This is a genomic window from Edaphobacter sp. (assembly GCF_028283685.1).
In the GTDB taxonomy this organism is placed as follows: domain Bacteria; phylum Acidobacteriota; class Terriglobia; order Terriglobales; family Acidobacteriaceae; genus Edaphobacter.
In genome coordinates this window covers 606,340-621,032 of sequence record NZ_JAPWKF010000007.1, presented here as the reverse complement: position 1 = coordinate 621,032, position 14,693 = coordinate 606,340, and the positions used below count along the sequence as shown (strand labels likewise).

11 protein-coding genes and 1 tRNA gene are annotated in these 14,693 nt (G+C 56.9%); 9 read left to right on the top strand and 3 right to left on the bottom strand.

Annotation, left to right across the window (positions count from 1 at the left end):
• Window positions 1–128: 128 nt before the first annotated feature.
• The 4 genes from PW789_RS13285 to mak all read left to right on the top strand — a co-directional run bounded on the left by PW789_RS13285 (window position 129) and on the right by mak (window position 3,775).
• On the top strand, window positions 129–749 hold the full coding sequence (locus PW789_RS13285) for a phosphatidylserine decarboxylase (protein WP_299377151.1): 621 nt from the start codon (window positions 129–131) through the stop codon (window positions 747–749).
• On the top strand, window positions 749–1,606 hold the full coding sequence (gene pssA / locus PW789_RS13280) for a CDP-diacylglycerol--serine O-phosphatidyltransferase (protein WP_299377149.1): 858 nt from the start codon (window positions 749–751) through the stop codon (window positions 1,604–1,606). The genes PW789_RS13285 and pssA overlap by 1 nt, the downstream gene beginning before the upstream one ends.
• 63 nt (window positions 1,607–1,669) lie before the next feature.
• Complete coding sequence (locus PW789_RS13275; RefSeq protein ID WP_299377146.1) at window positions 1,670–2,713, top strand: Asd/ArgC dimerization domain-containing protein; 1,044 nt, start codon at window positions 1,670–1,672, stop codon at window positions 2,711–2,713.
• 126 nt (window positions 2,714–2,839) lie between these two features.
• Window positions 2,840–3,775 (top strand): fructokinase, encoded by a 936-nt coding sequence (mak, locus tag PW789_RS13270; protein WP_299377144.1) that lies wholly within the window; start codon window positions 2,840–2,842, stop codon window positions 3,773–3,775.
• Between the two features lie 67 nt (window positions 3,776–3,842).
• Here the strand turns inward: mak and PW789_RS13265 are convergent, their stop codons facing one another.
• Entirely contained in the window at window positions 3,843–6,428 is a 2,586-nt protein-coding gene (locus PW789_RS13265; protein ID WP_299377142.1) for a sugar-binding domain-containing protein, read from the bottom strand.
• Window positions 6,429–6,763: 335 nt separating this feature from the next.
• Between PW789_RS13265 and PW789_RS13260 the strand changes: the two genes are divergently transcribed.
• From PW789_RS13260 to PW789_RS13240, 5 genes are all read left to right on the top strand, one after another.
• A tRNA-Leu gene (locus PW789_RS13260) sits at window positions 6,764–6,850 on the top strand.
• 803 nt (window positions 6,851–7,653) lie between these two features.
• Window positions 7,654–7,998, top strand: a complete 345-nt coding sequence (locus PW789_RS13255) for a PadR family transcriptional regulator (protein WP_299377140.1) — start codon at window positions 7,654–7,656, stop codon at window positions 7,996–7,998.
• Window positions 7,995–10,655 carry an ABC transporter permease gene (locus tag PW789_RS13250; RefSeq protein ID WP_299377138.1) on the top strand — a complete coding sequence of 887 codons (2,661 nt, stop codon included), beginning with the start codon at window positions 7,995–7,997 and terminating at the stop codon, window positions 10,653–10,655. Before PW789_RS13255 ends, PW789_RS13250 begins: the two co-directional genes overlap by 4 nt.
• A gap of 30 nt (window positions 10,656–10,685) precedes the next feature.
• Complete coding sequence (locus PW789_RS13245; RefSeq protein WP_299377136.1) at window positions 10,686–11,459, top strand: ABC transporter ATP-binding protein; 774 nt, start codon at window positions 10,686–10,688, stop codon at window positions 11,457–11,459.
• On the top strand, window positions 11,452–13,290 hold the full coding sequence (locus tag PW789_RS13240; protein WP_299377134.1) for a hypothetical protein: 1,839 nt from the start codon (window positions 11,452–11,454) through the stop codon (window positions 13,288–13,290). The genes PW789_RS13245 and PW789_RS13240 overlap by 8 nt, the downstream gene beginning before the upstream one ends.
• Window positions 13,291–13,420: 130 nt before the next feature.
• On the opposite strand, the gene PW789_RS20170 is transcribed toward PW789_RS13240, so the two are convergent.
• Both PW789_RS20170 and PW789_RS13235 read right to left on the bottom strand, forming a co-directional pair.
• The gene (locus PW789_RS20170) at window positions 13,421–13,813 is read right to left on the bottom strand and encodes a transposase (protein WP_367182573.1); all 393 of its coding nucleotides are present in this window, start codon (window positions 13,811–13,813) and stop codon (window positions 13,421–13,423) included.
• Between the two features lie 10 nt (window positions 13,814–13,823).
• Window positions 13,824–14,447 (bottom strand): transposase, encoded by a 624-nt coding sequence (locus PW789_RS13235; RefSeq protein ID WP_299377132.1) that lies wholly within the window; start codon window positions 14,445–14,447, stop codon window positions 13,824–13,826.
• Window positions 14,448–14,693 lie beyond the last annotated feature (246 nt).

The window sequence follows — 14,693 nt, the reverse complement described above, 5'->3', positions numbered from 1 at the left end:
GACGGGGCGCCGGCCGATGCTGCATTTGAAGGCTGCGGTTGTTTGCCGGAGCGAGTGGGAGCAGGAGTGTATCCCGAGCGCGTTACCCGGTTCGGAGAGGGTGTCCGGGCCGTATAATCGAGTCACTTATGGTTCGAGACGGATATTTTTATGCGCTCGGTTTGGGCGTGGTCGCCGTAGTGATCTGGATGCTGACCCACCTGATCTGGCTGGTGGCGATCCCGGTACTTCTGGCGGCGTTCTTCCTTTGGTTTTTCCGGGACCCGAACCGCGAGATTCCGCAAGGGGCGGGGCTGGTGGTCTCACCCGGCGACGGCGTGGTGACTGAAGCTGACCGGATTGAGACGGCAGCAGGAAGCCGTCTGCGGATAAGCGTTTTTCTGAATGTCTTCAACGTGCATGTGAACCGTTGCCCGGTGGGCGGAACGGTGACGCTGGCGGAGCTGCGCAAGGGAGCCTTCCTGAATGCGATGAAGCAGGAGTCGGCGACGATGAATGAGCAGACCCTGATTACGATCAACGCGGGCAGCTACGAGGTGAGTTTTAAGCAGATCGCCGGATTGCTGGCGCGCAGGATTGTCTGCAACCTGAAGGCGGGCGATGTGGTGCAGCGCGGCGATCGCATGGGGCTGATCAAGTTCGGCTCTCGCGTGGATGTGCTGCTGCCGGTCGATGCGGAGCTTCGGGTAAAAAAGGGCATGAAGGTGAAGGGCGGCTCGACGGTACTGGCTGCGATCGCGGTGAAGTGATGGAATCGACGGCGTCGGGGACGGCGCGCCCGCTGAGTAAGGAACGGCGGCGTCCGAGCCGCGGGATGTACGTTCTGCCATCGCTGTTTACGGCAGCCAATATTGCAGCGGGCTATTACGCGATCACGCAGGCGATGCAGGGAACGGCGCTGGAGCCGCAGTACTTCGACCGGGCGGCGCTGGCGATCGGCTTTGCGGTGCTGTTCGACGGCGTGGACGGCATGATTGCGCGTCTGACGAACACAGCGAGCGACTTCGGCAAGGAGCTGGACTCGCTGGCCGATGTGATTACGTTTGGCGTGGCCCCAAGCCTGCTGGCGTATCTGTGGGGCTTCAAGTCGCTGCCGATTGCGAACTTCCTGATGCTGCGCGAGAAGGTGCTCCATCTGGGCATCTTCGTCTGCTTCCTGTACCTGATCTGCGGCGCGAGCCGTTTGGCGCGGTTCAATATCAGCGTGAATCCGCAGCCGCGCAATCCGGGAAGGCCGGGTAAGAAATACTTTGTCGGCATGCCGATTCCGGCGGGCGCGGGAGTGATTGCGTCGGTGGTGCACTTTGAGAATGGATCGCCGATCTTCGATCCACGGCTGTCGATTGTGTGGCTGTGCCTGATTCTGTTTACGGGCTTCCTGATGGTGAGCACGTGGCGGTTCTGGAGCGGTAAGGAGATCAGCCTGGGGCAGCGGCATCCGTTTCAGCTGGTGGCATTGATTGTGGCCATTGGCGCAGTGATTGCGCTGTATTCGGAGTATGCGCTGATTGTGGTTGCGCTGGGGTACCTTGTTTCCGGCGTGCTGGCGCGGCTGGCGTACTCGTGGGGCCAGAAGCGCAGGCGGCAGGCGACCGGGGTCAGTTAGCAGGACGCGACGGAACGGAACTTAGGCTCCGATAAAGCTTAAAGACGAAGGGTATACGTGGAGATGGCGAGCAGGCTGTATCGCATAGGAATCGTCGGGGCCTCGTCGCTGGCGGGCAAGGAGCTTGCCGATGAGCTGGGAGAGTCGGTGCTGGCGGCTTCGAATATTGTGCTGCTGGATGAGGATGAGTCGGCGGCGGGACAGCTGACGTCGGCGGGGGAAGAGCCGGCGTTTATTCAGAAGCTGGATGCCACGTCGTTCGACGGGATGGACTTTGTCTTTTTCGCGGGCGATGCCGAGGTGACGAAGCGGCACTGGCAGGAGGCGCGGAAGGCAGGGGCGAGCATTATCGACCTGTCGTATGCGCTTGAAGCGGAGAAGGATGTGCTGGTGGAGGCGCCGTGGGTCGCGGAGGTGGTGGGCTCGGGCAAGGTTGCCGACCTGAAGACGCCTGCGGTGATTGCGTCGCATCCGGTGGCGCTGATGCTGGCGCTGGTGGCGGCGAAGCTCAAGGCCGGCCCAGGATTGAAGAGCATGGCTGCGACGGTGATGGAGCCGGCCTCGGAGCATGGCCGTGCAGCGATGGATGAGATGCATCAGCAGACGGTGAGCCTGCTGTCGTTTCAGACGCTGCCGCGGGAGCAGTATGACGCGCAGGTGTCGTTCAACCTGCTGCCGTCGCTGGGCGAGAATGCGAAGGTCAAGCTGGGGAGAGCGGAGCTGCGGATACGCACGCAATACGAGCAGCTGGGCGGTGAGGCGTTGTCTCCGCTGGCGCTGCAGATGGTGCAGGCCCCGGTGTTTCATGGCTATGTGGTCTCGGTGCTGATCGAGTTGGAGAAGCCTGCGACGGCCGCGGATGTGGAGAAGGCTCTGGAGGGCGATCATTTCGACCTTGTGGGAGAAGATGGCGAGCCGCCCAGCAACCTGAGTGCCGCGGGGCAGGAAGACATCATGGTGCGGGTTGCGGAGGACTACGGCGATGCAGAGAGCGGAACGCGCTTCTGGCTGTGGATGGCCGCCGATAATCTGAAGCTGGCGGCGATCAATGCTATTGCCTGTGCCGTGGAGCTGCGCAGGCTGCGGCCTTCGGGCAAGGTGCAGTAGTCAACGGTTCAGTAGGGCAAGGTTCAGTAGAACGGCGGGCGCGGGTACGATGCTCGCGCAAAGAGTGAGGGAAGTGCAGCGCTTGCAGAGAGCGGCTGCGATGCTGGAGCAAGGAGAGCAGAGAGCGTGCAGGAGAAGAACGTAGGATCGCGACCGGAGATGCGCATTGGGATCGATGTGGGCGGAACGAAGATCGAGGCCCTCGCGATCGACAATGACGGCAAGGAGCTGTTGCGTTATCGCGTGGACACTCCGCGTGACGATTACCAGGGAACGATCGATGCAATCGTGGGACTGGTCCATCGGCTGGAGAGCGAGACGGGTCTGACGGCGACGGTGGGCGCGGGTATTCCCGGCAGCATCTCGGCGAAGACGGGGCTGGTGAAGAATGCGAATTCGACGTGGCTGAACGGCATGCCGTTCGATAAGGATTTGTCGAAGGCGATGAACCGCGAGGTGCGGCTGGCCAACGATGCGAACTGCCTTGCGGTCTCTGAGGCGACGGACGGAGCAGCGGCGGGCAAGAATGTCGTCTTCGGTGTGATCCTGGGGACGGGATGCGGCGGTGGTGTTGCCCTCGGCGGCCATGTGCATGCCGGGCCGAATGGCGATGGCGGCGAGTGGGGGCACATCCCGCTGCCCTGGCCCAGGGAGGATGAGAATCCGGGACCGCTGTGCTACTGCGGAAAGCCTGGCTGCATGGAGATGTGGGTCTCGGGCACGGGGCTTGCGCGCGACTACAAGGCCGTGACCGGAACGCCGCTGACCTCGCGCGAGATTATTGCAAACTTTCTGACGGGCGATGCAGACGCAACGGCGGCGGTGGACAGGCTGGTGGACCGTCTGGCTCGCGGTATGGCGAACATTGTGAACATCCTCGACCCCGATGCGTTTGTGATCGGCGGCGGCCTGTCGCATACGCAGTACATCTACCAGGCGCTGCCGGAGAGGCTGAAGGAGTATGTCTTCGGTGGCGAGTTCGATACGCCAATCCTGCAGGCGAAGTATGGCGATTCGAGCGGCGTGCGTGGCGCGGCGTGGCTGTGGCCGCTGGAGCGCTAGGTGGAATCGTAACGTTGAATGGCCTGGAGATGATCTCCAGGCCATTCGTTTTTTGCAGCATGATTGTCTACTGCTGGTCGGGGACGATGTTGGTCGCGGGCCAGTGCTCGGGCTGCGCATTTTGGTTGAGCGCGATTCCGACGTCGCCGTTGGTGGAGTCGTCGACGGTGATGTTGTAACCATCGAACATCAGAAGAGGCTTGCCGGTGAGGTTCTTCGCCGCGGCTGTCACGGTGATGGTGCGAGACTCTCCGGGTACGAGGGAGAGATAGTTGTCGGAGTAGAAGGCTGGCAGGACACGCTTGCCGGTGGCTGCGTCGTGGAGTTGAAGGTGCGTCATGAGCGCGATGGTCTGCGTGGTGTTGGTGATGGTGACGTGGATGCTGGTTTCGTCATTCGCCACGGCGGCCCTGGTTGCGGTGACGTTGAGCCTGGTTTTGGGCAGCGTAACCAGTGAGGTGAAGTCGTCCTGCGCGACGTTGTGCCAGTAGAAGTTGGTGGAGAGCAGCTTGCCGTTGCTGTCGGTGAGATCCAGCTTTACGAAGTAGACGGCAGTGATGTGCGGATTGACGTTGAGCTGCTCGACCTTTGCCACTGTGCTGGGTGCGACGGAGGCAACGGGATATGTCTTCGTGCCCGAGACTTTGCTCTCAAGATCGTAGATTGTGGCCGTGACGGAGGCGTTGTTGAGCGTCTCCGGAAGATTGTTGACGATCTGGATGGCATTGGTGGACTCGTTGAGCTGGACGTGGATGCTCTCCGCGGCCTTCTTCGCGGCGTAGAGAGAGGCATTCGGATCGAGGTCGTAGTGATAGAGCTGCCAGACGAAGCTGGGTTGAGCGGGGTGGCTCATCCATGTGAGGATGCCGGTGGTGGAGTGGAACATGTCGGCGTTCCGGCCTTCGTACATGGCGCGGAAGGCCTCGTAGTTGGCGAGCTGCGCTTTGCGGACGAAGTCTGCGAGATTGCGAATGTGGCCGTATCGTTTCGCGAGCATGAAGGGATACTCGTCGCCGCGCTGGGCGCCGCGCGCCATGTCGTGCTGCGCCCAGTCGTCGTTGATGGTCTCCCAGTCCTTCTGCGGCATCATGCCCTGGATGGACTCGATGGTTGGTACGGAAACCGATCCGGTCTCGGTCTTAAAGGCCTCGGTGATGTAGTAGAAGAAGCGCGGCGAGCGCCAGTAGTACGGTCCATGCGACGAGACGCCGCGCCCATCAGCCGAGTTCGACTGATAGAGCCGCGTGGGATCGAGCTTTACCATCAGCCCCTTGAGCGTATCGTCCAGCTCCTTCGGCGGATAGCCCTCGTTGCGCGCGCACCAGACGACGATGGAAGGATGGTTGCGATAGCGGACGACCTTGTCGGTGACATTGGCAAGATAGGTGGGGATATCGGTGACGTTGGGGCCGTCGCCGGGATTGGGTTGAAAGAACTCGTCCCAGAGAAGGATGCCGTACTTGTCGGCGGCGTCGTAGAAGTCGGGACTGGTACTTTGGCCGACCCAGTTACGGATGATGTTGAGATTCGCCAGCGCATGCATGCGGAACTGCGCATCAATGCGTTCCTGCGGAATGCGCTTCATGCCTTCATCGAGCCCCCAGTTGCCGCCTCGCGCGAAGATACGCACACCATTGACGGAGAGAGTGAGGTTCTCGGAGTCGGCTACCTGGTATTCGACTTTGCGAATACCAAAATTCTGCGATTGCTCCTGCGAAACAGCCTTTCCAACTACGAAACGCAGCGTGAGCTTGCTCAGATGAGGGTCGCCGTAACCGTTCGGCCACCATAGCTTCGGATTCTCAATATGCAGCTGCGGCATCGAAGTGCTGTCCAGCGTAATCGGCACGGTGCTGTTGGGAGAGAGTGTCACGGGCGTGGAGAAGCTGATTGGCGCACCCTGGCCTTCGATCGTGCCCACAAGGTTGCCGCTCACCGGCTTGGCCGAGGCATTCTCAATCGCTGTAGCGATCTTTAGATCGGCGGTCTTGTGCGAGTCGGCAATGTCGCTGGTGATGAATGTGTCCTTGATGATGGCCGGGCCGGTGGCGGTGATGGTGACGGGAAGCCAGATGCCGGTGTCACGGTCGCGAATGGCTGGCAGCCAATCCCATCCAATGGTGGAGAGAAACGTAGGGCCATCGATTGCAGTATCTCCACCGTTCTTGCCGATGCCGAGCGCAACCGTGTGCTCATGCGGTATGCCGGGGTGCGGCTGCGGATGAATCAACACCGCCAGAGTCGCTTTGCTGCCTGGCTTTACGGCGGAGGTGATGTCGAAGTCGCCACGGATAAACGCGCCGCGCATGCTGCCGACCTGCGCACCGTTCACGTAGATCTCGGCGGAGTAGTTGATGCCGGCAAAGTGCAGCCAGATGAGCTTGCCCTTGTTCGATGCGGGTACGGAAAACTCCGTGCGATACCACCAGCTGGTCTTATTGAGGCTCTCCGGAATCGCGCGCATGTTCTCGCCATAGAGTGGCTCCGGATAGACCTTGTTATCGACCAGCGTCGTAAGAACGGTACCTGGAACAGTAGCCGCATACCATCCTGCCGCAGAGAAGGCTCGCGAACTTACGGTCGCTCCGGCAGCATTGACCTTTGCCGCGTCCTGCATTTGCCAGCCGGAGAGAGTCAGGGGAGCTTGTAGCATTGTCGAGTTCTGAGCAGAGACGGAGTGAGGAGCTATGAGAAGCAGAGAAGAGAGCACGATAAGCAAGCGCCCAGGCAAGGAGCGAAAAAAATACGACAAAGATTTCATGATGCGATTTCTCCAGGAGGGGGGTGCTTTCGCATGAAAAACATGATTAGAAATGCGACATGTCGTGCCGCAGGATGCCGGGGTTATTCTAGCAAGCGCGCATCGTACCGGTTCTGTGACAGAGAGCACGCGGCAGATATGCGATACTTAAAAAGTCGCCTCCGAAGCCGAGCCAGCTTTGCCGCAGGAGAGCGAAAGTAGCTGCTCAACCTCCGAGCAGACGCAAAGCCGGGATGGCGGAACTGGCAGACGCAGCGGACTCAAAATCCGCCGAGGGCAACCTCGTGGGGGTTCGACCCCCCCTCCCGGCACCAAATATCTTCAGTAAAGACAATAGTTTGCGAAGCATCAAGCCTCCCACCCCGAGAGGCTTTTTCGTTCCCGAAAAGTGCTGGTGCCGGTTTTGGTGCCGGTTCGTTCCTGATTTGCTAACGTGAATTCAGGGAGGTGCCGAAGATGCCAAGAAAATCGACGAAGAAGGAACGCGGAGTTTTCGAGAAAGATCCCGGCTCTGAGATCTGGTGGATCCGGTACTACATCGATGGTCGCGAGCGTCGCGAGAAAGTTGGCCGCAAGAAGGATGCTGTCGACCTGTATCGGATTCGTAAGGCCGACGCCCTTCGTGGCGTGAAGCTCCCGGTGCAAAGGTCGAAATCAGCCTCGCGACGATGGCATACAACCTTAAGCGCATCGTAAACGTGATTGGCGCAACCAAACTGACAGAAATGCTCAATCGAGTTTGATATAACCCAGGCATAAAAACGCTCGATCCCAACTTCTGAGTGAGCCAGCGGGAGCAACGCGTCTCTCCCGCCATCTCCTTAACTGAGTTTCGTAACGACCTCGAACAGGCCCGCTGAGATTCTCTCTCGTTTCGCAAGCTTTTTCTTTTCTCTTTAGGGGTGTCCAGAGGGGATGGTTCTCTTTTTGAGAGGAAGCACAGCGAGAGTAGGAACGGCCCAAAGACGAACTGTGATGGTTGATTACCTTTCAATGAGTACATTGAAAGTTTTTGTGTCAAACGGGAATTCCGTGCGCAGGACACTGACCGAATCCTGCCTCTCCTTGACATTCGACAGAGGTGCGCGTAATTCTGTTGTCGACTATCGAGGGGACGATGCCAACATCCACAGAACTTCTGCAAGGCACGCTGGACCTGCTCATATTGCAGACCTTGGCTACTGGATCGATGCATGGCTGGGGCGTCGCACAACGCATCCAGCAGGTGTCAAAGGAGGTATTGCAGATTGGGCAGGGATCTTTGTATCCGGCTTTGCACCGACTGGAATACAAGGGATGGATACGTTCCGACTGGGGTAATTCGGAGAACAATCGACGGGCAAAATTCTATTCACTAACACGAGCTGGTGAGAAGCGGCTGAAGACGGAACTAGAAGACTGGGACCGTTTGTCAGAAGCTGTCGCCTTGGTGCTTGGGCGGATTCCAGAGGTATCCTCATGATCCGCGAACGGATCAGTCGGTTTCGATTTTTTCTTCGCCGGGATTTGTTGGCTCGCAGGCGCACGAGTGAGTTGGATGAAGAACTCCAATTTCATTTGGAGCTGGCCATCGCAGCAAAAATGGCTCAAGGGATGACGCCTGAAGGAGCACGGCGCGAAGCTCTGATCGAATTCGGGGGAGTCGAACAAGCACGGGAACAATGCCAGGAACAGGAACCTGGATGGTGGATAGACACGCTACGCCAAGACATGCGCTATGCACTTCGCGGGTTTCGGCGCAACCCAATATTTGCCCTTAGTGTGATTGCCACGCTGTCGTTGGGCATCGGATCCACTACGGCGGTGTTCAGCGTAGTGGATCGTATTCTGTTCCGTAGCTTGCCGTATACACACGATGATCATCTGGTATCGGTGGGGATGGTGCATTCGCTGGAGAAGCAGGAATTCATGATGGGCAGCTTCTTCTTTGATTGGCGCGACAATCAAAAGCCATTTGAGTCGATGGCAATCCAGGGAACCATGCCCCATGCATGCGATTTGATCGAAAACAATCCGGCACAACTTGATTGCCTCTATTTCGACGAAAAGTTTTTGCCTCTGCTTGGAATCTCGCCGGTACTGGGGCGCAATTTTCTGTCCGAGGAAGACCGGCCCAATGGACCTCGTGTTGTGATCATTTCCTACGGATTGTGGAAGGGCCATTACAACCTGGACACAGGAATCATTGGTCGCTTGATCGACATCGATGGCAGTCCGGCGCGCGTGGTTGGCGTTCTGCCTAAGGATTTTCAGTTTCCTACTCTTCAGTCAGCCGACGTGATTTTCCCTATGGCGCTGGACCGGGCCGCCCAAGCGACCGCGAACGGAGGTTTCGGCACTCCAATGCGTACGTTCGCGCGGCTCAAGCCCGGGGTAAGTATCACGCAGGCGAGAGAAGAGATGGTACCGCTCTTCGAACATACGCGCGACACTAGCATCCCGCTGAGTGTTCGCAAAGACGTTCACCTCAGCATTCGTTCACTGCGCGACCGTGAGACGCAAGACATGCAGTTGACGGCTTGGATACTACTCGGGTCCGTGTTGGCGGTCCTGCTGATTGCCTATACGAATGTGGCTGGTCTGATGATGGCACGGGGCGAGGCTCGGGAACGCGAACTGGCTGTGCGCTCTGCGCTAGGTGCTTCACGGACACGTCTCATTCGCCAAAGACTCACTGAGGCCACATTGCTCTCGCTTGCTGGGGCAGTTGTGGGATTGGCGCTTGCGGCTGGATTGCTAAGAATTTTTATCGATCTGGCTCCCACCGGGATTCCATTTCTTGAGCGGGCCGGCCTGGATTTTCGCATCGCGCTCTTCACCATACTTCTGTCGTTGGTTTGCGGAGCGTTGTTCGGTCTGTTGCCTGCTTTGCAGAGACCGCGCACTATTGCCTTGGCGGCGCGAGCCGCAAAAACCTCCAAGAGCACTGTCTTGCGGCGAAGTCTGGTGGTGGTGCAGATTGCCGTGAGCATGGTTCTGCTCTCGGGTTCGGCGCTTCTGTTGAAGAGTTTTCAAAACATTGAAAAACAGAATCTGGGAATGCAACCCGACGGCGTCTTCACTGTGCGGATTGCTCTACCCGGGTTCCGCTATAACACCAGCCAGAAGGAGATGGATTTCTACCTTCGCGCAGAAACAGCCATTCGGCATCTTCCGGGTATACGCGCTGTCGCAATCAGCGATTCAGTGCCCCCGGGAGGTTGGCAGGGCGGCGGTCGCTCTTCCGATCTGGTAGTTGAAGGCAAGCCAAAGCCGGAGCAAGGACCAGGCGAGCCATTGGCTGTACGTACCATCACGCCCGAGTATTTTCAGTCATTAAATATCCCAATCATCCGAGGACGTAATTTTAGCGAAGCAGATCGTGGTTCCAAGGAGTCTCCGATGATTATCAGCAGGCTTCTGGCAACTCGTCTGTTTCCTGACGAGGACCCGATTGGCCGGCGCGTTCATTCGGGCTATCGTCATACTGCGTGGTATACGGTCGTGGGCGTGGCAGATAACGTAAAAAATGGCGGGCTCGTAGAACCTGACACGCCGGAGTTCTATTTTCTTAGACACAGCGCTGCTGAAGATTGGGGTGGCCGAGCGCCGCTGTTGATCGTAGATTCTGTGCTTTCGCCAGAGGCGACCGTCTCGTGGGTGCGGTCGCAGATTGCGCAGCTCGATCCGACCGTCCCGGTAGCGACGGAAACCCTGAATGAACAGGTCACCAAGTTGGCCGATCGCCCGAGATTTGCAACGGCATTGTTGGGCTGCTTTGCGTTTACAGGACTGCTGATGGCCGTAGTCGGACTCTATGGCGTGATCTCATTCATGGCCACGCAGCGTACTCAGGAGATCGGAGTCCGCATGGCATTAGGAGCAACGCGAGCGGACATTCTGAAGCTGATCTCCGGCGAGGGAGTGCGGCTGATTGTGGCGGGAGGGGTGATTGGTCTGGCATTATCCATGGCCACGGCACAACTATTAAAGAGCCTTCTCTACGAGGTCAAACCGCGTGATCCGGCAATATATGCGGTGGCCACGTCTCTTCTGGCTCTAGTGGCGATTGCAGCAACACTCGTTCCGGCTCGGGCAGCAATGAAAGTTGAGCCGACAATGGCGCTGCGCTACGAATAGTGGCTTGCGATGTCAAATGGAGGCGATATCATGCTTGAATTACAAGAGATTTCGAGAAGTTTCCGGGGCATTCCTGCTATTCAGGACGTCAGTTTCAAGCTCGCGCCCGGCGAGATCGTTGGATTTCTGGGACCGAATGGTGCCGGGAAATCAACAACTGTCAAGATCATCACGGGAATGCTCCGCCCAAACGATGGCAGAGTTCTCTTTGAAGGCCAAGACATTCGAAAAGACATGGTCGCCTTCCGCAGCATCCTCGGTTACGTCCCAGAGGAAGCGCATCTCTATACCTATTTGTCAGGACTGGAATACCTACAACTGGTGGGGAGGCTTCGTGGACTTGGTGAAGCGCTCATTAAGGTTAAGGCCACCCGCCTGCTCAAACTTCTGCATCTTGAGTCCTGGCAATACTCGCCTATTTCTTCTTATTCAAAGGGGATGCGGCAACGCGTACTGATCGCTGCGGCTCTGCTGCACGATCCTAAATTACTCATCTTCGACGAACCACTTTCCGGACTTGATGTTGTCTCCACTCGTCTGTTCAAGGACCTTCTTGAACTGCTGGCGGCAGAAGGAAAAATGGTCCTTTATATATCGCATGTGCTCGAAGTCGTGGAGCAGATATGCAATCGCGTCATCGTCATTGCAAAGGGCAAGATACTGGCCGATGCTCGACCATGTGATCTCACCAGACTGATGAGTCTCCCCAATCTTGAAAGCGTCTTTGCCCAAATTGTTCAGCAACAGGAAACCATGGGTGTTGCAAGAGAGATGGTCGAGGTCATGCAGCTCAGCCATGTCTGATTCACTCCAACGTCTCTTCATGTCCGAGCCCGAAATACTGTCCTTGAATCCGCAGGCAGGTCTCGGAGATGTGCAGCCTGAGCGCAGTCAACTCTCACATCTCGTTCGTCATTTCCTAGAACGCTTTTTCAATCACGAAACTGCCTCACCTGACGGAGATGCCAAAGCGCGCTTGATACTGATCGCATTTACAACGGGCCTTCCTGGATTTGTGGTTGCCCTATACTTGTGGCCCGACTACCACTCCTTTATCCCATACATGCGAAATCATCATGTGGTTTGGGTTCCTGGACCGCCGCCGTACTGGGTTCAGGTTAACCAGCACTTCTTCTTTGCTCTCTACTCCTTCATTGTCATGGGCATCGTCACAGTGTTCGAGTGGGACATGTTCTTTCCAGATCTGCTTGATCTCTGGGTCCTCAAGACCCTGCCTATTGCTGAAATCCACACCTTCCTTGCCCGTGTGGCAGCCATTGCGATCTTTATCGCTGGCTTCCTCTTCAATGCAAATATCCTCGCCATACTGGTGCTCCCATCCGCTGTCGATCCACCGATTTTTTTCCGTTTCCTCATTGCCCACGTACTCGCCGTCCTCGCCAGCGGGCTTTTCGCTGCCACCTTCATCCTCGCTGTGCAAGGCGTACTTCTCTCCATCCTCGGTGAACGCTTCTTCCGCAAAATCTCTCTCGCCATGCAGAGTCTTTCCATCACCATTCTGTTGATGCTCCTATTGCTGTTTCCGGTCCTCTCCGGTGTCGTCCCCTTTGTTCTCCAGTCCGACACAAGATATGCATTCTTCTTTCCTCCATTCTGGTTCCTCGGCATCTACCAGTGTCTTCTTGAGGGGTCGTCGTCCGGGCTGCCCATATATGTGCAACTGGCGAAAAATGGTTGCATCGCACTGATGTTGTTGGCTGGTCTGGCAGTTATCGCATACCCGTTTGCATACCTGCGTCGAGTACGTCAATTGGTCGAAGGCCCCGGCGCTCAATCCACACAGAATCGGTTAGGCCTGCCAATCGCTCGACTTATCCACGGAACGCTGGTGCGAGTTCCCATGTGCCGCGCCGTATTCCACTTCATCAGTCAAACTTTGCTGCGCGTTCAACGTTACCGGATCTATCTTGTGCTTTATGGAGGCGTGGGAGTTTCTGTCGTTGCGTCCTCGATCCTTCGCTTATCGGTGATGCACCAACAAGTTCGTATGGAAATTTCGTCCGACGGCATCCGCGCGTCGACCGGAATTTTAGCGTTCTGGCTAATCTCTGGACTGCGCATGGCCTTCGTTTCCAATGGCAATGAGCAGGGAAGCTGGATTTTTCGCCACGTCCACGGCAGACCTCCTCATTTCGATGAAGCAATGGAGCAATTGCGAGCTGCTAGGGTATGGGTGCTCCTCTGGGCGCTCATTGTCACTTGCGGGACTTGCCTTGCATCTCGTGTCTTCGCTCCGGCAGAGCTTCTTACGTGGCCAGCAATGGCAAGCCAGTTACTCGTTGCTACAGGCATGTGTCTATTGCTTACAGACATCCTTTTTCTGAACGTCAAGATTGTCGCGTTTACCGGCGAACGGACAAGTGAACAGCCGAATCTCGCCACCAGCGTGCTCAAATATTTCGCCTTCGTTCCCGCTGTGGCGTGGATCCCACTGATATCAGAGCCATGGATTGAAATCAGTACACGGCACTTTATTATTGCTGCGGCAGCGATTGCCGTGACACATCTCGCACTCCGCAGCCGCCATCGCGTTATAGTCCGGGAACACTGCAATACGCCAGGCCTCGAAGAAGACGAAAAAGATTTCATTCTGAAGCTCGGCCTCCACTATTGAGCCAGTCCTGGCAGGGCATTTTGCAGGGACGAACAAACCTGACATCAAGTGGCAATTGACGTGAATACCAGTCCGCTCCTTTCTGTGGCCGCAAATCCGGTTAGATGGATCAGGGCCGAACGACGCGCTTCTAAGTAGGATTGTGTCGGGATAGGGTAATCTTTGGAAACAGCTTTGTGCCCTCGTACTTCAGGCCGCTTCGAAATATACCGTAAATTGCGTGAAGCAACTTTCTCGCAACAGCAATGAGTGCTTGTAGACGGGCTTTGTTTCGAGCGAGAAGGCTTTCGAAAAAGGCTTTTGCATGAGGATCGCAACGGGATGCTACCAGGGCGGGCATGTAAAGCGCTCTTCTAAGGTGGCGATTCCCGGCACGGCTGATGCGCGACGCCTTTCTCACCGAAGTCCCTGATATTTCATGAGCAGGATCAAGTCCGCTATGTGCAACCCATTCTCTCACCGTAAGATCTGTCGGGAGCGTGGACAGCTCTGCAAGCAATTGCATCGCACTCACCTGCGCAATGCCTGGAATGCTAAACTAACAGGTCATATCGCTTGCGAAGCAAGTTATCTTGCCGGACAAGTATCATCGCTTCGCGCCGAAGTCTTTTGATACGCAAGTCCAGAGACGCTACAGAGCGCTTTAAATCATTAACAACGCATCCCGGTGTGGAAGCGGAGCAATGCGCTGCGTGAAGGCGGTTCTGATTCTGAGCGCTCTGTACAGAAAGAGTCTCGACGTGCCGAACAATTGCGCGTAACCGCATTGAACTAGCACTAGGTGCGATCCAAGCCGTAAATGGCATCCGATGAGTGTATTCAGCTAACACCTCAGCGTCCGCCGCATCGGTCTTTGATCGTCGTATGGTTTGCGCAAATCGATTGGCGACCTTGGGGTTCAATACTGCGACTTTTATCCCTGCCGCTGCATCGAGTGCAAACGCGAGATCCAGAGAGTAGATTCCTGTTGCTTCCAATGACACTTGAACCGGTACCTTGGCTTTCTGTAGCCACACGATGAGACCTCTGTGTCCCACCGGATTGTTAGCGAAGCTCCTTTCGTCCAGTGGCTGGCCCGGCCCCCGAATCGCCACGGTAAGACTTTTGGCACTGACATCGACGCCACAATATAGTGTTTCCTCGATGCGCTTCTTCATGAACTGCCTCCAACGCTAAGATTCGGCTTCGGCTTCCGTCCCCGTGCAGTCACGAGCGGCTCTTATCGCCGACCTTGAACATGCAGGCTTTATGCCTCCGATTCTCCACGGCGTAATAAGAGAGGGACGGTGGCCGTTCTCTGCGACAGGCTCAGGATCGCCCCGGCCTCAGGTGGGTACGGCCTTTCCGCCGAAGCGCAACTTCATCTTTACGCCTCGATCCGCAACATACAAGGTGGGTGATGG

What these genes read in the sequence shown, in the direction of transcription:
- pssA (WP_299377149.1), top strand. Translation starts at nt 749, where the DNA reads ATGGAATCGACGGCGTCGGGGACGGCGCGCCCGCTGAGTAAGGAACGG.
- PW789_RS13255 (WP_299377140.1), top strand. Translation starts at nt 7,654, where the DNA reads ATGCCAACATCCACAGAACTTCTGCAAGGCACGCTGGACCTGCTCATA.
- PW789_RS13235 (WP_299377132.1), bottom strand. Translation starts at nt 14,447, where the DNA reads ATGAAGAAGCGCATCGAGGAAACACTATATTGTGGCGTCGATGTCAGT.
- PW789_RS13245 (WP_299377136.1), top strand. Translation starts at nt 10,686, where the DNA reads ATGCTTGAATTACAAGAGATTTCGAGAAGTTTCCGGGGCATTCCTGCT.
- PW789_RS13275 (WP_299377146.1), top strand. Translation starts at nt 1,670, where the DNA reads ATGGCGAGCAGGCTGTATCGCATAGGAATCGTCGGGGCCTCGTCGCTG.
- PW789_RS13285 (WP_299377151.1), top strand. Translation starts at nt 129, where the DNA reads ATGGTTCGAGACGGATATTTTTATGCGCTCGGTTTGGGCGTGGTCGCC.
- PW789_RS13250 (WP_299377138.1), top strand. Translation starts at nt 7,995, where the DNA reads ATGATCCGCGAACGGATCAGTCGGTTTCGATTTTTTCTTCGCCGGGAT.
- PW789_RS13240 (WP_299377134.1), top strand. Translation starts at nt 11,452, where the DNA reads ATGTCTGATTCACTCCAACGTCTCTTCATGTCCGAGCCCGAAATACTG.
- PW789_RS13265 (WP_299377142.1), bottom strand. Translation starts at nt 6,428, where the DNA reads ATGCTACAAGCTCCCCTGACTCTCTCCGGCTGGCAAATGCAGGACGCG.